The organism is Luminiphilus sp. nBUS_16, from assembly GCF_051201645.1.
Taxonomy (GTDB): domain Bacteria; phylum Pseudomonadota; class Gammaproteobacteria; order Pseudomonadales; family Halieaceae; genus Luminiphilus.
In genome coordinates this window covers 1,565,982-1,585,132 of sequence record NZ_CP179205.1, presented here as the reverse complement: position 1 = coordinate 1,585,132, position 19,151 = coordinate 1,565,982, and the positions used below count along the sequence as shown (strand labels likewise).

General features: G+C 54.0%; 19 protein-coding genes. 7 read left to right on the top strand and 12 right to left on the bottom strand.

Going from position 1 to position 19,151, the window contains the following annotated elements:
* Positions 1-5 precede the first annotated feature (5 nt).
* Positions 6-773 (top strand): SDR family NAD(P)-dependent oxidoreductase, encoded by a 768-nt coding sequence (locus ACMAY6_RS06995; RefSeq protein WP_435215649.1) that lies wholly within the window; start codon positions 6-8, stop codon positions 771-773.
* Positions 774-777: 4 nt separating this feature from the next.
* Here ACMAY6_RS06995 and ACMAY6_RS06990 read toward each other — a convergent pair whose 3' ends face one another.
* Positions 778-1,536, bottom strand: a complete 759-nt coding sequence (locus ACMAY6_RS06990) for an SDR family NAD(P)-dependent oxidoreductase (RefSeq protein ID WP_435215647.1) — start codon at positions 1,534-1,536, stop codon at positions 778-780.
* A gap of 143 nt (positions 1,537-1,679) precedes the next feature.
* Here ACMAY6_RS06990 and ACMAY6_RS06985 point away from each other — a divergent pair, with 143 nt between their 5' ends.
* The 4 genes from ACMAY6_RS06985 (at position 1,680) to ACMAY6_RS06970 (ending at position 5,877) form a co-directional block, all read left to right on the top strand.
* Positions 1,680-2,489 (top strand): SDR family NAD(P)-dependent oxidoreductase, encoded by an 810-nt coding sequence (locus tag ACMAY6_RS06985; protein WP_435215646.1) that lies wholly within the window; start codon positions 1,680-1,682, stop codon positions 2,487-2,489.
* A 13-nt stretch (positions 2,490-2,502) separates the two neighbouring features.
* Entirely contained in the window at positions 2,503-3,261 is a 759-nt protein-coding gene (locus ACMAY6_RS06980; RefSeq protein WP_435215645.1) for an SDR family oxidoreductase, read from the top strand.
* A gap of 65 nt (positions 3,262-3,326) precedes the next feature.
* The gene (locus ACMAY6_RS06975) at positions 3,327-3,845 is read left to right on the top strand and encodes a hypothetical protein (RefSeq protein WP_435215643.1); all 519 of its coding nucleotides are present in this window, start codon (positions 3,327-3,329) and stop codon (positions 3,843-3,845) included.
* 34 nt (positions 3,846-3,879) lie between these two features.
* A complete protein-coding gene (locus ACMAY6_RS06970; RefSeq protein WP_435215641.1) occupies positions 3,880-5,877 on the top strand; it encodes a DUF3604 domain-containing protein in 1,998 nt (665 codons plus the stop codon).
* On the opposite strand, the gene ACMAY6_RS06965 is transcribed toward ACMAY6_RS06970, so the two are convergent.
* On the bottom strand, positions 5,852-6,628 hold the full coding sequence (locus tag ACMAY6_RS06965; RefSeq protein ID WP_435215639.1) for an SDR family oxidoreductase: 777 nt from the start codon (positions 6,626-6,628) through the stop codon (positions 5,852-5,854). The two genes, ACMAY6_RS06970 and ACMAY6_RS06965, sit on opposite strands and share 26 nt — an antisense overlap.
* A 189-nt stretch (positions 6,629-6,817) precedes the next feature.
* On the opposite strand from ACMAY6_RS06965, the gene ACMAY6_RS06960 reads away from it, so the two are divergent.
* A complete protein-coding gene (locus tag ACMAY6_RS06960) occupies positions 6,818-7,276 on the top strand; it encodes a MaoC family dehydratase (RefSeq protein WP_435215637.1) in 459 nt (152 codons plus the stop codon).
* Between the two features lie 72 nt (positions 7,277-7,348).
* Here ACMAY6_RS06960 and ACMAY6_RS06955 read toward each other — a convergent pair whose 3' ends face one another.
* The 4 genes from ACMAY6_RS06955 to ACMAY6_RS06940 form a co-directional block, all read right to left on the bottom strand.
* Positions 7,349-8,218, bottom strand: a complete 870-nt coding sequence (locus ACMAY6_RS06955; protein ID WP_435215635.1) for an amidohydrolase family protein — start codon at positions 8,216-8,218, stop codon at positions 7,349-7,351.
* Between the two features lie 191 nt (positions 8,219-8,409).
* On the bottom strand, positions 8,410-9,483 hold the full coding sequence (locus ACMAY6_RS06950; RefSeq protein ID WP_435215633.1) for an alkene reductase: 1,074 nt from the start codon (positions 9,481-9,483) through the stop codon (positions 8,410-8,412).
* Between the two features lie 34 nt (positions 9,484-9,517).
* A complete protein-coding gene (locus ACMAY6_RS06945; protein WP_435215631.1) occupies positions 9,518-10,159 on the bottom strand; it encodes a nuclear transport factor 2 family protein in 642 nt (213 codons plus the stop codon).
* Positions 10,156-11,625 (bottom strand): FAD-dependent oxidoreductase, encoded by a 1,470-nt coding sequence (locus ACMAY6_RS06940; RefSeq protein ID WP_435215629.1) that lies wholly within the window; start codon positions 11,623-11,625, stop codon positions 10,156-10,158. The genes ACMAY6_RS06945 and ACMAY6_RS06940 overlap by 4 nt, the downstream gene beginning before the upstream one ends.
* Positions 11,626-11,774: 149 nt before the next feature.
* Between ACMAY6_RS06940 and ACMAY6_RS06935 the strand changes: the two genes are divergently transcribed.
* The gene (locus ACMAY6_RS06935; protein WP_435215627.1) at positions 11,775-12,575 is read left to right on the top strand and encodes a 3-oxo-5-alpha-steroid 4-dehydrogenase; all 801 of its coding nucleotides are present in this window, start codon (positions 11,775-11,777) and stop codon (positions 12,573-12,575) included.
* 72 nt (positions 12,576-12,647) lie between these two features.
* On the opposite strand, the gene ACMAY6_RS06930 is transcribed toward ACMAY6_RS06935, so the two are convergent.
* The 6 genes from ACMAY6_RS06930 to ACMAY6_RS06905 form a co-directional block, all read right to left on the bottom strand.
* Positions 12,648-14,582, bottom strand: coding sequence for a DUF3604 domain-containing protein (locus tag ACMAY6_RS06930; protein WP_435215626.1), 1,935 nt, complete (start codon positions 14,580-14,582; stop codon positions 12,648-12,650).
* On the bottom strand, positions 14,582-15,457 hold the full coding sequence (locus tag ACMAY6_RS06925) for an SDR family NAD(P)-dependent oxidoreductase (RefSeq protein ID WP_435215624.1): 876 nt from the start codon (positions 15,455-15,457) through the stop codon (positions 14,582-14,584). The genes ACMAY6_RS06930 and ACMAY6_RS06925 overlap by 1 nt, the downstream gene beginning before the upstream one ends.
* A gap of 226 nt (positions 15,458-15,683) precedes the next feature.
* Positions 15,684-16,118 carry an SRPBCC domain-containing protein gene (locus ACMAY6_RS06920; protein WP_435215622.1) on the bottom strand — a complete coding sequence of 145 codons (435 nt, stop codon included), beginning with the start codon at positions 16,116-16,118 and terminating at the stop codon, positions 15,684-15,686.
* Positions 16,119-16,121: 3 nt separating this feature from the next.
* Positions 16,122-17,363, bottom strand: coding sequence for an NADH:flavin oxidoreductase (locus ACMAY6_RS06915; protein ID WP_435215620.1), 1,242 nt, complete (start codon positions 17,361-17,363; stop codon positions 16,122-16,124).
* Positions 17,364-17,516: 153 nt separating this feature from the next.
* Positions 17,517-18,317, bottom strand: coding sequence for a tyrosine-protein phosphatase (locus ACMAY6_RS06910; RefSeq protein ID WP_435215618.1), 801 nt, complete (start codon positions 18,315-18,317; stop codon positions 17,517-17,519).
* Positions 18,318-18,368: 51 nt separating this feature from the next.
* Entirely contained in the window at positions 18,369-19,139 is a 771-nt protein-coding gene (locus ACMAY6_RS06905; protein WP_435215616.1) for an SDR family NAD(P)-dependent oxidoreductase, read from the bottom strand.
* Positions 19,140-19,151 lie beyond the last annotated feature (12 nt).

Genomic DNA, 19,151 nt, shown 5'->3' with positions numbered 1-19,151 from the left:
TGACCATGGACAAGCCACTTAACGAGCAAGTCGCTTTAATCACTGGAGCCGGCCAGGGTGTTGGACAGGGTATTGCCTTTGCTCTCGCCAAGAGAGGGGTGCGCATCATTGCGGTAGGACGCACCCTTGAGAAGTGTGAGGCTACGATCAGCACAATCAAAGAACGCTTTGGAACTGAAGGCGCCGCAATAGCGTGCGATATTGGTGTGATTGCAGATCTTGATGGCTTGGTAACCGCAGCCGTGGAGAAATTTGATCGACTGGATATTCTGGTCAACAACGCCGTATCCGCACAGATCACATCGCTTATGGATGCCTCTATTGAAGGGTTTGAACTAGGGTTACGCGTTGGTCCCGTGGCTTCACTACGCCTTATGCAGTTGGTTCAGCCCCACTTGGTGTCAGCTGGTGGCGGCAATATTATTAACTTGGCATCCTCTGCCGCCATGCGTTGGGACAGCAGCAATTACGGTGTTTACGCCGCCGAGAAAGAAGCTATTAGAGCCCTTACCCGAGCTGCCGCGAATGAATGGGGCGGTCTGGGCATTCGCAGCAATACGATTCTACCCCTCGCGCAATCTCCAGCACTGGCCGCCTGGGCAAAATATCGTCCCGAAGAAGCCGAGGCATTTATGAAAACAGTGCCACAGCAGCGCATAGGTGACTGCGAGCAGGATATCGGTGAATTTGTCGCCACGTTGTGCAGCTCCGAGTCGCGTTTCGTCAACGGCCAGTCAATCGCCTTAGATGGCGGCCAGGTGAATTTGGGCTAAGCCCTCACTTAACCGCGGCGCCACCGTCAACGCTCAACAACTGTCCCGTAATAAAAGACGCCCGTTCTGAAGCCAAAAAGCAAACCGCCTCTGCAATCTCTTCGGGCTCACCGAGGCGACGCATTGCTGCCGCCTGTTTCAATCCCTCGGCAATCTTTGGCTGCTCCTCAAAATACCGTTCTACACCGGGGGTTCTGATAACCCCGGGAGACACGGCGTTAATACGAATGCCTTTATGGCCGTATTCGGAAGCACTGCTTTTGGTCAGTAGGTTGACACCACTTTTAGCCGCCGCATAAGCCGTATTGTAGGGCTGACCACGCAGCGACGCGTTGGAGGATATATTGATGATACTGCCTCCCCCGTGCTCTAGCATGTGCGCAATTTCATGCTTCATGCATAGAAATGTATTGGTAAGACAAAGTGTCAATGTTTGGTCAAAGACCTCGCGGGTAAAGCCATGAATGGGGCCTGATCCACGGCTAACCGCTGCACTGTTGCACGCTACCTGCAAACCACCGTGGACAGTAACTGCGGCCTCCACCATATGAGCGACTCGAGCTTCATCACTCACGTCGGCAACGTGCGCAGCAGCCGTACCTCCAGCAGCTCGAATCAGCGACGCTGTCTCCTCTGCGGTATCGCCATTAAAATCGACCACAAGCACCTTTGCGCCCTCTCGGGCCAACACACAAGCAATTGCTCGGCCAATCCCAACCCCTGCACCGGTGACCAGTGCTGACTTTCCTGCTAACTCTGCCATACCTCAATCCATCATCAATTCAGACTAGCCCCAAAAGACTCTTGTTATTCCCCTTAGTAGGGACTTCGTTCTATCGTGGAGCCCCTGCTGGCCACAAGCCCAAATGGACTAAGGCCTCTTAAAAAATTTGAGAACTTAATATCATGCTTACAGATTTTTTTCGTCTCGATGGTAAAACCGCTCTGGTGACCGGCGCCGGAAAAGGCATTGGTGCCCGCATTGCCACTGCTTACGCCGAAATGGGTGCCGACCTTATCTTACTCGCTCGCACTGAGGCTGATTTGGAGGCCGTCGCTAATGAGGTCAGAGCTCTGGGCCAGCAAGCTCGAATATTCTCCTGTGATATCACCGACGAGACCGCCATGGCTGCCACCTTCGAAACCCTGCATAACGAATGTTCGCAGCTTGATGTCGTGGTTAACAATGCGGGCGCCCCCGGCAAAGGATTTGGTTCATTGGCCAAGGTCAATAAGAAACGCTTCGAGCACACCCTCGATATTAACCTGAGTGCAGCCTACGGCCTGATTCATGAGGCGTTGCCATTACTGCAGGCCGCACCGAACGCAGCGATTATTAACATTTCCTCGGCGATGAGCTGGATGGTCGATCGCCACATGGCCGCCTACGCCGCAGCAAAGGCCGGTCTTGATCAAATGACCCGCGTGCTAGCCTATGAGCTAGCGCCAAAAATTCGTGTAAACGGTATTGCACCGGGCGCCATCGAAACCCCTGCAACGGCATTTATTACGCAGGACCCAGGCCGGCTGGAAGAAACGGTGCGATGGATCCCCCAAGGCCGCTTGGGACAACCGACTGATATCGCGCTGGCCGCGCTTTACCTCGCCTCCAGTGCGAGCGGGTTTATGTCAGGGAAGATTTTAGAGGTTGATGGCGGGATGGCCGCCCTACCCGGCAGCGCCATCCAATCGCAAATACCGCAAACGAAACACTAAGCGAGACTTAACAATGGCAACCTACATCATGACCGGAGGCGCCTCAGGTATTGGCGCAGCAACTCGTCAACTCTTGACTGATCAGGGCGATAAAGTCGTCACTCTCGACATTAGAAATGCCGATATCTTGGCCGATCTCAGCGATGAATCAGCGCGGGAAGCGGCCATCGCTAAAGTTCGCCATGACTTTCCATCGGTCGATGGCCTTATCACCAGCGCGGGGGTCGCCTCCCATTTTCCCGAGCCTGACAAGATACTGACGATAAACTACTTTGGCACCCGTGCCCTAGTTGAAGGGCTGGTAGATACGATCAAGCCCGGGGGGCGAATTATTGCCATCAGCTCTAATTCAGCCCCAATGTGCGACAACGAATCACTGGTAACAGCGTTGCTAGATAACGACCTGAACAAGGCTAGGGAGCTGGCCAAAACCAGTAACGGCCATGAATGCTACGCCGGAAGCAAACAAGCTGTTGCACGGTGGATGCGGCGGATTGCCCCCGATTATGCCCGCAGGGGGATCAGTTTTAACGCCATCGCGCCCGGTTACATCGAAACACCGATGACCGAAGCTGTGGCAAAAAGTGAAGCCTACGGATCCGCGATTCAAGAATTTGTGGCCTCCATTCCCATCGGCCGAGCGGGCCAACCCAACGACGTCGCCCAGCTCATCCGTTTTTTACTGTCACCCGAGGCCGCTTTTATCGCCGGGTCCTTGATTTATTGTGACGGCGCTCACGACGCCATGATGCGAGCTGAGGGGCTTTTCTAAAATTTTACGCCCGCAGCTGTTGCGCCAAATCGTTTTGCAAGCCCCCACCACCTAAGGAGTGTTCTGTGCAAACCCCACTAGATGCCAAAGGTTGGCGGCAACATATCTGGCGAAATACTGCGGTCAACGGTGCAACTAACGCTGTAGCTAATGGCCTGATTTGCTGGCTGTTGTCTCGCAATAAACCCTCTCTCGAACTTTTCAGTCCCTCGGGAGGGATCTCTGCTGATCTACTGGCGACGGGATTTTTGCTTGCGATGATCGTGACGCTGATACTAATACCCATTCAACGCAGGCAGCTCACCAAAGACGCCCTGAGCCCCGAGGTTCTCGCTGCGCCTTCACCACTTACGCTGCGTCTTGTGGCCGTGACCGAGCGTTACATTATGGCGGTTGCTTTAAGCGCCATCCTTGGGTTAATTGCGGCAGCCGCAACTTTATTGGCACTTAACACCCTTGCTCAGGACAGCTTCACACCGTTTGGTTACAGCGTTTTTAAGGGACTGTGGGCGGGAATTTTTGCTGGAGCGCTCGCTTATCTCATCATTTATCTAACGGGTCACAGAGCTTACGAGACGTCGTGAATGATGGACTGTTAACCGTGCTAGGAATCCAATTATGACTCGGCAAAAACCGCACAACCTCAAGGTTCCAGTCTTTATTGCCGCCCTTATGGCCCTGATCGCACACTCAAGCCTTGCCGCTGGGCCCTGCAAACACTTCGCCGCTGAAAGACAGCCTTTTTTTGGCGACCTACACATCCATACCCGGTATTCCTTCGACGCATTCCTGTCGAACCAAAAAAATGACCCTGACGGCGCCTATCGGTATGCCAAGGGCGAGATGATTACCCTGCCAGACCCTTTTGGCGACCAAACCATAGAAGCAAGAATTGATCGCGCCATTGATTTTGCTGCCGTCACGGATCACGGCCAGTTTTTAGGCGAGGTCGCCCTCTGCGACAGCAATTGGGGAACGTTGGCTTGGTGGGCACCAACATGCATCATGTCGCGCACAAAAAACCTCTGGGTGCAGCTATATGCGGCCTCTCAGTGGACGCTATCAGGGGGCATGGACGGCGTTGCTCCCCAGCGTTCACTCATTTGCGATCTGGGCGATTGTACTGCCGCTGCGACCACCATCTGGGCAGACATTCAAGCAGCTGCTGAGCGCCACAACGATCCATCTGACAACTGTGAATTCAGCGCATTTGTGGGCTACGAATACACACAAGGGCAGGAGGCTGCGAATTTGCACCGCAATATAATATTCAAAAACGCAAACGTCACCGAACGCCCAATCTCGGTGTTTGACAGCAACAACCAAGTCCCGGAACTTTGGCGACAGTTAAAAAAACAGTGCCTTGATGCCAGCAATGGCTGTGATGTCATGGCCATACCTCATAATAGTAATCTTGGTGGCGGGCTTATGTTTCCTGACCCCGCCACCATTGAAGAAGCACACAATCGGCGCGCACTCGAGCCCCTCGTGGAGCTGATTCAACACAAAGGCGCCTCGGAATGTCGCTTCGATCGATTGCAAGGGATTGGCGTAGATACCGAGGATGAGCTCTGTGACTTTGAACAAATTCCCTCGGACAACTTACATATGCTGGGTTCCGTCGAGGGCAAGATGCGTTCTGAAAAGGGCCAGGCCGTCAACCTAAGCTCTTTCCATCGTCGAAACTTGATGCGCAATGTCCTTAAAGACGGGCTGGCACTGGAGCAGGCCAACGGACTAAATCCTTTTATGCCCGGCTTTATCGGTAGCACCGACACACACACGGCAACCGCAGGAGGGGCACAAGAGCGCCAATATGTCGGTCACTTAGGCTCCAGAGACGCCGGGTTTAGAAATATCCAAGACCATTTTGTCTCAAACCCCGGGGGTCTCGCCGTAGTTTGGGCAGAGGAAAATAGACGAGATGCACTCTTTGACGCCATGCGCCGACGAGAAGCCTATGCAACCTCAGGGACGCGCCCTCTCGTCCGCTTTTTCGCAGGTGATTACCCAGAGAATCTCTGCGAGGACCCTACAGCCATTAAGCTCGCCTATGACAAAGGCGTACCGATGGGCGGTATTCTTACAGAGCAGCCGGGTGACATGCCGCCCCGGTTTTATATCTCGGCCCAGCGCGACTCAGGAACTGCGCTATTTCCAAGCAATCCCTTAGAACGATTACAAATTATTAAAGGATGGGTTGATAGCAATGGCAACACACATGAACGCGTCTACGACGTTGCCGGTTCACCCGTCAACGAACTTGGGGTGGACCCCCTAACTTGTGCTGCCACAGCGCCTGGCAGCGCTAGTCTGTGCACAGTCTGGCAAGATCCCGATCCAACGCCCGATCAGTCCGCTTTTTACTACGCCCGGGTACTGGAAACACCCAGTTGCCGTTGGAGCACACTGCAGTGCCAAAACATGGGGGTAAATCCACTTTCTGACGCCTGCCCAGACCAGCTGGCCGCCTCAACAAGGCGAGCCAAGGCATTAGGCGCCAGTGAGGATGCTTTCAAAAATTGCTGTCGCGTTGCTGAAGACGAGGCGTTTTACACACCCACAATTCGTGAGCGCGCCTGGACGTCGCCTATTTGGTTGCAGCCGCCTCCCTAGCCAAATGTAAAAACACGGGCACTTCACCGCCCCCATCGACCTCTAGGGCGGCACCTGAGATATAGGCAGCCTTGTCGTCGCACAGCATAAGGACCGCATTGGCAACGTCCACAGGCGCCGCCATGCGCTTGAGGGGTAGCATATCTGCAACCCGCTGAAACCCTTCAGCACCACCGTAGTGCTCAATACCCGCTTCGTTATGAACCAATCCGACGACAATGGCATTGACGCGGATGTGTGGCCCCCACTCCATCGCTAATGAACGGGTGCTGCTCAGCAGTCCGGCTTTGGCGGCGCCATAGGCCGCCGTGCCTGGTGACGGGCGAGCTCCACTGACGCTCGCAATATTGACGATGCACCCCGGGACGTCATTAGCTGACAAAGCCCCATAGGCTTGCTGCGATAACACCAATGGCGCAACGAGATTAAGCGCAACAATTTTTTCAGTCAGGCGGGGACTGGCTGCGGCAGCCTCAACAGGAGGACTGCCTCCGGCATTGTTGACGAGGATATCGATACGACCAAACCGTTCCAGCGTGAAGTCCACTAAGGACTGGGAGCCCTCAGAGTCACGCAGATCTGCCGCAAAAAAAACAGCTTTCTCCGGGCCATCACCCACAGGCGTTTCGGGGGGACGCCGCCCACAGGCAACGACCTGCGCACCCTCATTCAAGAACCCCTGACAAATCGCGCGCCCAATATGGCCTGCGCCTCCTGTAACTACCACTACCGTACCGTCGTATTGCCGCATCTGAGTGTCCCTTGCTATCAAACGCCACCCTTTCAATAAAACCCCCGCATAACATCGTCTGAATACGTGATGCGGGTATTTGCGCTTGAAGAAATCTCACGCCAGTATCAGGCTCCTTAGATAACGCATCAACCCCAGCAAGCTACCCATCGAACTGTGACTTGCCTTTGAACCTTAGGAGCACCCTCTATGCCTGCCACCCAAGTTGCCCACCCAAAAGATTTGATGACCATGACCGGTACCGCATTAGGTCCCACCGAGAGCCTGCAAATCACTCAGGAAAGGATTGACCAATTTGCAGAGGCGACGGGTGATCATCAATGGATTCATGTTGACCCAGAGAGAGCGGCACAGGGCCCTTTTGGCAAAACCATTGCACACGGTTACCTGACGCTGTCGTTAGCCAACTGTTTTCTTCCCGAGCTCATTCAAGTGGAAAATGTATCGATGGGGGTGAATTACGGGACTGAAAAGATTCGCTTTCCAGCGCCCGTACCCGTGGATTCACACATCACAGCTACAGGTGAAATTATTGCGGTCGAGGAGAACAAGGGCGGTTACAAGGCGACCATCCGCGTGACCATTACAGCCAAAGATGCTGACCGCCCCGCCTGCATCGTTGACACGATATCTATTTTCTACCCGTAGCGGAAAGGTCAAAGGCCAGCGTGGTGACGCTCGCGGCTCAGCGCACTATCCGCTTCAAAAAAAGGTTAGACGCTACAGCTTGAATACCCGACGCGCATTTTCATGCAAAAACTTAGGCCACACGTCGTCTTTAAACGGGACGTTGGGCATGTCGCCGAAGATCCTTTCCAAGGATAAACCCATGGGGAAGTAACCCGCATACATGATTTTGTCAGCCCCTCGGGTATTGGCGAAATTTATAATGTCTTTAGGGTAATGTTTGGGGGCAAAAGCACTGGTCATATAAAACAAGTTCTCGTACTTCAGCATCAGCTTCCATGCAAGATCTGTCCAGGGTTCGGCTCCGTGTTTCATGACCACTTTCAATTCAGGAAAAAACCAGCAAATCTCATCGAGGTGCTCAACTTTTTGCGGCTCCATTGGAATCCGCGGACCCGGCACACCCACACAGGGACAAAAGGGTATATCTAGGTCAATGCAGGTGACAAAGATGGGATACCACTTCTTATCGGCAAGGGAGACTTGAGGGCACAGTCCAGCGGGGAAAGCGTTCACCGACCTAATGTCATACTCTTCTTTGAGCCGGCGAATCTTTCGAACCTCTTCCATACCGTTATTAGGGTTGCAGTCGTAGGAGGCGAAAAATCGGTCGGGATGTTTTTTTACCGCCTCGTTTTGCGTCTCATACTGACCCTCGTCCACACCCAACATGGCCTTCTCAATATTGAACTCATCCATCTTCTCCAATGTGTAGGCAATGTAATCATCGCGCTTGCCCACCTTTGGAAGGTCTTTAAACATGTATTGAGCTGGCATTTTGAACATCTGGCGACTCTGCTCATCCATCAATAACGGACGAATAAAATCATAAAAATTTGAGGTGTCGTCATTCGGGACCGCAAGCATCAGGTCAATGATAGGCACGTCAGTGGGCATTGGCATGGGTTTTGTCCTCTAGCCATCTTGGCAATCGATAAAGGGGTTAGCGATGACTAAACATCGCCACCCCATTGTGTCAGTGGCCATCATGGGCGGCCGAACATTTTTTATACAGGTTTTTCACCTGTATCTATACGACCTCTAAGTAAGACCTACAATTGAGGCAAGTCACTCAGGGGGCGTTGTGATAAATCCTAAGCGGACAAACTGGGGTAGTCGGTATAGCCCCCCGCGCCCTCACCCGCATAAATGGTTCGTTTATCAAGGGTGTTTAACGGGGCATCAAGGGCAAACCTAGTCACTAGGTCAGGATTTGCAATGTAGGCACGCCCGAAAGACACCGCGTCTACACGATGCTCAGCGATAAATTGGTCAGCCTCCGCGGCATTGAAGCTGTCACTGCCGATCAGCGCGCCCGAAAAATATTCGCGGCTTAATGCCAAGCTATCAATACCCGTGGATGCCATCCGAATGGCATGCACCCAGGCCAGCCCTAAGCGGTCCGCTAATTGAAGGAGCGCAGCATAAGTTTCAGTCGGATTGTCATCAACGTGATCGTTGTAAGGGTTTCCGGGGGAAATTCTCAGCCCTATTCGCCCAGCGCCGGTTTCAACTTTGATCCCGTGCAGAACTTCCTCTACGAAACGCAAGCGATTCTCCAAACTGCCACCGTATTGGTCATCACGAAGGTTGCTGCCCGTCGCCAAAAATTGAGCTGGCAAGTAACCCGATGCACAGTGAAGTTCGACAGCATCGAACCCAGCTTGCAGTGCCCGGGCGGCGGCGGCTTGATAATCTGCCACGACTGATCTGATCTCAGCAAGAGTCATCGCCTCGGGCGTCGGCATGGACATCATCCCTGACTCGGTAAAAATCTCGGCGTTAGCCGGTAGCGCTGATGGGGCCAAAAATCGCGTGTTTCGTCCCTTATTGAGTGCATGGCCTACCCGACCACAATGCATCAGCTGACAGGCAATGAGCCCGCCCCGGTCATGGACTCGGTCGGTCACTGATGACCAGGCCTTGGTGTGTGCGTCATTGTAAATCCCCGGGGTGCGGTTGTAGCCCTTGCCGTCGGCAGAGGGATGCACGCCCTCGGTCACAATCAGTCCAGCGTCGCCGCGCTGACCATAGTAGTTGGCCTGTAATTCTGAAACCGCATCGTCATCTTGCCGAGCTCGGCTACGGGTCATAGGCGCCATCACAATGCGATTACGAAGTCGCAGGTCACCCATTTCAAGGGAGCTATACAAGTGCGCATACTTCATTTTCTGGTCCTCATATTGGGGGCCGACCCCACCGTTATCGAGTTTTTATAGACGGGTCTAAGCTGCCATCACGCATCGTTGCCAAAAACTTCTCGAGTGGCGCAGGTGCAGCAACGCTCGGCAAATGTTCAGAGGGCGGTTCCGCCCAGAACCTCTGCCAACTGGGAAACAAGCTGTGAAACGCCCCTTCGTATTCATCCCGATCGGGCCACCGCATTTTATTCTCACCACAGGGCGGCTTGTTGAGATCGCTGGCATACCAGTAGCATGGCAAGCGTCGTCGAAAATACCAACGGCCGTTGATGCGCTCGTAATGATCCCAATAGAGCATCTGCATAATCACCCATTCGCAGCCACCCTGCTCCGTGGGGGTCTCATGCTCGTTTTTACTATAGACAACGCCTACCGCTCGATCGGGGTCTTCAAATTCGATAATGTGATTGCCAATGTGATGCGCGGTGCCCGTAAACTGAACCCGCAAAGTTTCATCCATCCACTGCTTAAAATGTGCGCGGCCAACCTTGTCTCGACCGATCCGAATATCTTCGGCAAAAAGATTCACCAAAGCGTCGATATCTCGCATATCCAGCGCAAGCGAATACTTTGCAGCAAGCTGTCTAATCGCGTCCAGAGACTCCAAACGATCAAGCCTTGCGACAACATCACTCTGACTCATATGCACTCCTCAGCTGCGATACGGCGCCCAGCCATGCGCCCAGAAAAAGTAGCGTCCCCAACAGAGCTTCCTGATGCATAACCATCACCCCGCCTAGGCACACCGCAAGCTGTTCTTCCTGCTGCATATAACCCGGGAATAACACCCTCATGGACAGAACATACGGCGCCGTCGACCGTGGTATCAAGGCCACCTAATGTAAAGCAGGGGAAAAACGCACCCGCACCCGGCGTGCAATCGAGCGCCACGAAGGGCGCCTCAATTGCCTTCAACCAACTGACATCTTTGTGAAACAGGCGATCCACACCTTCAGCAACGTCCTCATTGAAGCGCGCAAGCGTCCGCTCAAGTTGGCCCTTGGGAAGTTTCAACTCAGACACCAGCTCATCGAGGGTTTCACCGGTTGCCACCACCGGTGCCTGCAACCAGCTCTCAGTCTCATAGTTGCCGTAATCTGCCACGTTAAGGATGAGGTACACCGGATAACTCTGGTTCACCAAAAAGCTGCCAATGCGGCCGTGATAAGCGTCCTCATTGATAAAGCGCTGACCCTGACCGTTCACAAAGATGCCAAAGGTTAGCGTCGCTGGGGGATAAAAAGGCAGACTTAAAAATCCTTCGTGCATGTTAATGGCACGACCACCGACACTCAGCCCCATTTGAATGCCACTGCCCGTATCATTGGGATTGCCGATTTGGGTCTTGTTATCGAGAAACTGAGGGCAGTACTCACGCACCATATCCTCGTTCATAATAAAACCACCGGCGCACAACACCACACCTTTGCTGGCGCGAAAATAGTGTTCCTGCATATTCTGCCGAACCGCCAGACCAACGATCCGTTGTTGAGGTCCGAAGCAACTCACGATCAGTCGTAAGGCCCGGGTCTCATAGTGAATATCAATGCCTCGCTGCTCGACTTGCTGCAAAAGAATTTTGGTGAGCAAGGGTCCGCCATTATCACCCTCGACTTCGAGGTTATGCCCGCGCGGCGCAGGCTTGTAATGCTCGCTATAGGGCCACGCTTTCTCACTGCCCGTGTAAAGCAAGCAGTCGTCTGTCAGGGCCATCATGGCACGCTCTTTGAGCTCAGAGGCTTTAAAAGGCACACCCAGAGACATCAACCAATCGAGGTGCTCCGCCCCGCCTTCCGAATAAGCTCGCACTTTATTGGCATCGGCCTGAGGCCCATTACTCGCCATCAAATAACCAAAAACATCCTCAACACTATCTTCGTAACCCACAGCCTTTTGAATTTTCGTGCCTCCGCCCAAATAAATTTCTGCGGAGGACAAGGCGGTCGAGCCACCAGAGGCCGATGCGGCTTCCACGATCATCACCGATGCCCCCTCATCAGCCGCCGCGATCGCCGCACAAGCGCCAGCGCCACCAAAGCCGACAACAACGACATCACTTTCACCAGACCAGGAGGTCACGTCAGATTCAAGCATGGGGGCAAAAGACATAGGCAAAGGCTCGCCAAATCAACTGGAGGTGCTTCACATTAGCGGCTTGATGAACGGCGATCAGCCTCCATTTGGACGATGGAGCAAGGTTGCGCACTGGCCAATCACACGCCACTCTGCGGGCCATCCAAACTCCTAGAGACATCATCATGGCCTGGTACACCGGTAATGCCCTTTACGACACATTACTCCTTGTAGGTTTTGCCTACGCGCTGCTGGTATTTGCCGCGAGCTTTGTGGGTACCGCTGCCTATGGCGGCCGATTCGGACTGAAAGGTAAAAAACAGGGTATTAAGCTCGGTTCTCGTATGGGCTGGATTATTATGGAGCTGCCCGGCTTGCTGGTTTTTCCGGTCGTCTACTTCATGGGGACTAACGCCTACGAAGCCGTGCCTTTGTTTTTTCTTGCCGTATGGATGATGCACTACAGTAACCGCGCGCTCATTACTCCCATGTTGATGCGGGTACAGCCCGGCACACCCGCGAGCTTTTCTTTCAACGTAATAATCGCAGGCTGGATTACCCTGTTTCTGCACGGTTATTTCAACGCGGCGTACTTGACCGAGTATGGCGATCAGTACACGCTCGACTGGTTCAGTGATCCTCGATTTGTGTTGGGCTTGTTTGTCTATGCGACGGGTTTTGGGCTGAACATTCACTCAGACCATATCCTGCGTAACCTGCGTTCAAAAACGCCCACGCCCAATGAGCCGCGCTACAAAATTCCTTTTGGCGGTGCCTTTCGCTGGGTTACCTGCCCACAGTACCTTGGGGAAATTCTGTCTTTCACAGGTTTTGCCATCATGACCTGGAATTTGGGCGCGGTCTTTGTGCTCGCTATGACCGCCGGCAACCTAATTCCTCGCGCGCTTTATACCCATCGTTGGTTTCGTAAAAATTTCGATGAATATCCACCAGAGCGTAAAGCCATCTTCCCAAGGCTGCTGTAAATCTTTATGCCTTAGTTTGGCCTGCAAGCCCAGGTATCCTCTGTGGCATGCCCCACAGATGTTTAATGTAGATCAAGGCTCGAACCAGATAGCAGAGCCAATGGCCCGCTCTTGTATCGCGACAGGGGCCATCGGCTCTACACCCAAATCTCGGGCGTCGTAGGTGGACCAGCGCGGTGTTGGAATCTCAAGAACCCTTGGGTAGTAAAAAGCAGGGCGATCAGGATCAAAGTCGTCATCCTGCCACCAAGCTGCCAACGAGGGCGAACCGATGGTATTTTCGTAGGTGCTTGCCCCTGTATTTACCGTGCTACCTACGGGGTCCAACCGACCGGTAGCGAGATCAATGCTTCGTTTCCCAGACCATGCCACGTCGATAACCTTCTCGTGGGTAACACCCTCTTCGTCAACCCAGCCTTTAATAATTTGAATACGATCAAGGTGGGCACCCAAAGGGTCCTGGGCAGCAAAGACTACAAACTGAGGGGCCCCTGAACCAGACTGCAAAGGTAATGCAGAGCCCATAGGCACCCCGGCAGCGTCAGACTTCGCGACACCATCAGCTGCCACAGCCAACGCCGGCTCAAGTTGCCAGCCACCAAACATGCGCAGGGAGATCCGAGGTCCTGAAGTGGCAAAGGTCTCACGCCGCTGCAGCGCAGAAAAAAGTGCCTCGCGGGTATTTTCCTCAGCCCAAACTCCGGCGAGCCCACCCGAGCCCCAACTTGGCGCAGGGGTCATGTAAGCTAATCCCAGACCTGCCTCACCCGTTCGTAAGCCCGCACTTCCATCCATCATCGGCAGCTTACCCGTATAATTATCCTCATCGGTGACAGAACTGGCGTTGTGGCTATCGCTGGCACCAATCACACCAAAGACAAAGGGGTTGAAGCCCTCGCTGTGAGCCAGGGAAATTCCACGTCGCAAGGCATCACGTGCATAGGACCCTTTGACCGTCTCCAAGGTGCCCTTCTGACCGGGAACTGCGCTAGCAATCTCAAATCCTGCGAACTCGTCAAGACTTGATAATAACGGGTGTGTTTCAGAGGCACCCTTTACCTGAAGAATTTCACTAATCGGTTCGAGATCGGACCGGTCCTGGGGTACGGCCTCAACCAACAGACGACCCTCGCTGTCCTCGGTTCGATACATGAGTCCCTGAGATAGGTTGGCGTTGTGTGGAATAGCAATGACTGACCGCCCCTGTGCCCGCTCACCGCGCAAAAAGCGCCAAAGGTCTGTTGCGTCAGGTCCGTCGATAGCGCTGAAGGGACGACCGGGTACCGCACCACTTCCGTAAATAACATTTCGGTGTAAGTGCGTCGTAACATCGCCACCGTCAGCTGACCACTCCCAGCCGATGAATGCTGTGAATTTGCCGGGATCGTTAAAGGTGTTGGCCGCCTCTACAGTGGTCCTCCACGCTGCAGCGTTTATGGCGGTATCGACGCCGCCAAGGGTTAACTGAAATCCATTTTCGTGCATCAGTGCCATCGTCTCGACCCAAGCCCGGGTCACTGCCAACCGACTGCCTTCTGCTAAAAGATCAGCGAGGGGCTGGCGTGTCGTTGGAATATCGAGATCGGCCAATCTCGCCTGACCCATATATTCGGCATGATCTGTCACCGCAGCAAAATCTAATGGCCGACGAATTGTGAGGGGATAACCTGCACCATGATCAATGGTCAGACCTCGGGAAAAACGATAAACATCCGAGGGTAACGCGCGCACGCCCATGGCAAACGCATCACTCGATAAGGCGGTGTGAATGTGCAAATCACCCCAGTAAAGGTTACGCAGTGAACTGGGCAGCAACGGAGTGACTTCAGGCATTTCAGTGACGGGGGACACTGTCATTGGCGTAAGAGTGGGGTCTGCTATCGGGTCACAGGCCGTGAGAAGTGCCACCAACATCACGGTTACCGTAAACAGTAACAGCTCCGGCCTCCGCCGACACACAAAGGCATCCGCAGCCACACCGTGAACGTTATGCTGAAGCTGTTGCATCAGTAAATAACAGCCTTCGAGCGCTCGGGAGGCCCCCCCAACATGTCTCTGTGTGAGGGTGGATAAACGCCAGCATCAGAAATTTTTAAAGCCACACCCAGCTCTGCGCCCACCACAGTTTGCCCGCCATAAGAGGATCCCTCGGGGCTACTGCGCAAGGCGTGAATAAGATGGCCGGTGTACTCTGGTGACTCTGCCACCTGCATAATCTCCTCATACTGTTCAGGGTGGACCTCAGCGGCTTTCATCGCGCGCTCGGTCTTTAACGGGCCCATCCAGATCGATAAGCTGTTAACACCGGTGCCCTCTAGGTCGTGCTGCATATCCGCGGCAAACTTATCAAGGCCAGCTTTCTGCGCCCCATAAGCAGGGCCATGCATGTAGCAATTAGCGCCAAAAGACGAGCCGAAAATAATCCACCCTGTACCGGCCGACACCATCATGCCTGCAGCGTGCCAACTCGCCACGTAGGCGGAGCGTAATCCCACGTCTAAAATGGCGGCTGCTTCTAAACTTTTTTCCCAAAAAGGTTTCGGCGTAATGAGCTCAGGATGCATGTATGTCGCATTATTAAAGAGGACATCTAGGCGGCCGTCATCGCCCTTAATCTGCGCGAACACCTCCGCCACAGCGGCGTCATCGGCGTGATCGCAACAAAGGGCAACGCCCCGCCCTCCTGCATCGGTAACGGCTCGCGCCGTATCGTGAATGGTTCCGGGAAGTACTGAGCCATCCCATGCTTTTGCCGCTCCCACCACCTCAGAGCGACCCGTAATGTAGACCGTGTAACCGTGCTGGCCCAACGCTCGAGCCACTCCAGCACCTGCGCCTCGACTCGCGCCGGTAACTAGTGCCACTGGTGCATTACTTTTCATAGCATTCTCCCCAAATCGCCACTGCCCACGACCGTGGGTTCACTCAACTGAGCCATTCACCTCCATCACCACTGTGCAGGCGAACCTATTCGGGCTGCACTGTGCAGTCCACCGATCAGTGCCTTCAATATTGCGCACTGTATTGCGCACTGTAACCATCGTGCCGAGCATCGGCGTAAAACATTGTGCTCTTGCAAGATCCCAGCTGCCCAAACATCTTAAAACCTCAGGGGGCCAGAGCCTCCGCTCGAGTTTTCACCGCGTTCGTCATATGCCGAAAACCCCGCCACAGAAAGAACCCCATTAGAAGCGTGACAATGGGCGATAACCAGCCACGAAGTTCAAAATAGGAGGTATAACGAATCTCTCTTGTACCGACAGCTTCCAGCCGATGCTGCCGCTTGCTGTACAGCCAGCGGCCTACCGGTCGCATGCGGTACTCAAACAGTTTCTCATGCTCGACTTGCGTCACCTGCTCGGTCTGCTCAAGCTCAAATGGACCCATGTTTACCTGCATAACAATGGGGGTTCCGGGTTGCAGCTCAGCCGAACACCGTGTCACAAAGGGGTTCCATTCGTTATAAGCAGGAAAATCGACGATAACCTGCCAAGCCGTTGGGAGATCCGCTTTAATACTGCGCACAAACTTGAGCGTCAGCATTTTTCAGCTTCCACCTGAAGAGGCAAGAAGCTGATTATCTTCCAGTACATTTGCAGGCCGGTGTATGCACCACGTCCCGCCCGGGTGGTAGATGTACGCCACACAACTGTTGCAGTTGTCACATAGCGATGGTTCCTCGGGACGCACCTCCCACTTGTTGACCAGGTCAGGCTCTCTGAGCAGCGCCCGTGCGAGTGCCACCGCCTCAAAATCGGCCGCCATACACTGCGCCACATTATCGGCTGACTTCACACCCCCAAGATATGCCAAGGGAAGGGACACTTGTTCGCGAATCTTTTTCGAATACTCCCAAAAATAGAGCTCCCGGAAATCTATAGAGGGCGCAGACTTCGCGGTGGCGCCGATCGCCATACCGCTGAGCGACCACTTACCCAAAACGCGATACATAGCTTCAAGATTCATATTGCTGCCAAACATGAACCAGCCCGACTCCACATTACGACCGCCTGATAATACGAGCATGTCAGCACCCGCTGCCTCAAGCAGTTTGGCCGTAATGATTGCATCTTCAACGTTGGCTCCCCGACGTCTGCCGTCAGCAACATTGATCTTAGCCAACACCGCAATATCCTGACCCACACGCTGCTTTACCGCTGCGAGAACTCTTGTTGGAAAGCGTGCGCGGTTCTCGGCACTGCCGCCATAGGCATCTTTGCGGTTGTTGTCCATGGGCGACAAAAACTGGTTCAACAGGTAGCCGTGCCCCATATGAATCTCGACCGCATCGAACCCCGCACTCACACAGTGTTCAGCCGCAGTGACAAAAGCTTCAACCATGTGCTCCATGTCGACTTCGGTCATTCCGCGACGAAGGATATTGCCTCGGAGAAGGCCTGCAGGATTGAAGCCCGATACAGAGCTTTGAAGACGCCCGGGCACAAAGACCCCCGTCACGAAGGAACCACCGTGGGTTAATTGAGCGGCAATCTTGCCGCCCTTGGCGTGCACAGCATCAGTTACCGCTCGCAGCTCAGCAATCACTCCGTCGTGCAACCAAATTTGATCCGGCAGCGTTCGCCCTACCTTATTCACTGACAGATACGCCATGGTCGTCATACCCACGCCCCCTGCCGCCATACTCTCGTGATGTTTCAGCATGGCGCGGGTCGGCATGCCCCGCAGTGACATATTTTCATTGGCTCCGGCTTTGATAAAACGATTGGGCAAAGTCACCGGACCTAACCGCAGCGGTGTATAGGCTCTCGCGAGCATGGCCTGTTCCACGGTCTCTCCTGCATTGTTAACGTGGCTCTAGTATAGCCACACGATGACATCGGACTATCGTCCCTTTGCAGGTAATCAACGGCTATTGTGACTAGCAACAGCGCAACTGCTGAGTACAGCCGCTGACTACTGTTGATGCTCAAGGAAGATCGTTTAGATCCCAGAGTGAGTCAACAGAGCCTTGAGCCTTGCCTGCTTATCGGCATCAAAACCCAAAGCTCGACTCATGTAGTCACTCGCGTCCAAGTAGCCCGTATCAATCTCAGTGAAGGCCGCAGTGAGGTAGCGCTCTTCAACCTGCATCAACACATTGAGTGCCTGACGGGTTGTCTCCACCCCTGCGCTTTCTGGCAGCCCAGCCATGAGAGCGCGGCGATGCTCTTGGTTGCAAAGATTGGTTGCCAAATAGTCTGCCATTACGTGGTGCTTCGAGGCGCCGGCAACAAGCAACGTCAGTGCAGCGGCATAGCCGGCGCGGTCTTTTCCAGCAGAGCAGTGGAATACCAGAGGTAAACTTTGAGGCTGCAGGAGCAGGTGTAGGAACTCGCTATAAACCCGGGCAAAACGGGTCACGAATAACCGATTGGCTTCAATGAGAAATTCACTCGCTGCCTGTGCGTCAACCCGACCCGCCTCAACCTCACGGCGAATATTAATGACATCTGCACCCTCAGCCTCCACCGGCAACCAAATTTCGTTGATGCCGGTACCCATAAGGAGATCGGGGTTTTCCGCCCGTTCACTGGCTCTGCGCAGATCGACCACGGTTGCTATCCCCAAAGCGGACAATCTTTGTCGGTCAGCATCGGTCAAACGGCCCAAGTGATCAGACCGGTATATCCGCCCCGGTGTAAAGGAACCGCCACAACCGAGTGGGTACCCGCCGAGATCTCTAAAATTGTGCGCTCCGTCAAATCGAATTTGACGAGGCAGGCTTTCGGTGGACGACAACAAACGGTAACTCCTGGTGAAAATCAGCGCACTGACCGTGAATTCAGCGCGCGTTTAGAAACCCTCGGCGTCGTGGGACACTCGCCAAATCAGCTGGGGAAACAATCGCCGCATGACCACGCCTAGCTGTGTTTGCTTACCGGGATAGGCAAAAAGCTTCCCCTTATCGAGACAGCGTTCGATGTCATCGATTACCACATCTGGCGTCAGGGTCTCGCCCTTTGAGGGCAGCTTTGGAACAACGGTTGCCTCGGCTTGCTGCCACAGGGCCGTCTTCACCGCCGGCGGGCAGACGCAACAAAAGCGCAGTCCGCTGTTACGATTTTCGTGATAGAGGATTTCAGTATAAAACTGCACTGCCGCTTTGCTTGAAGCATAAGCACCCATAAGCAGTCCCGGAACGATACCGGTCATGGAGGAAAAGCTCACAAAATCGCCGCGCCCTCGCTCGATCATTCTGGGTAAAGCCGCCGTCGCCACATTCACGAGACCGCCATAGTTAATTGTCATAACTCGCGTTGTTAGCTTGGGATCTTCCTCAAGTAAACGACCAAATGGCATGATTGCCGCCGCATTAGCTACTCGATCTACAGGCCCAAGACTGCCCTCAATGTCGGCAAATACACCGGCAACCCCGTCGGCATCTGTAATGTCTACTGCATAGGGTTTGATGTTGGGAGCAGACGCCGCGGTTTCAGCCATACCGGTTTCGTTGACGTCTAAAATGGCAACCGTTGCACCCGCTGTAGCAAGGCGACGCGCCCACGCCTGCCCCATGCCACTGCCGCCACCGGTTATTACTGCAACCTGACCCGTAAAAGACATTGGAACTCCCTA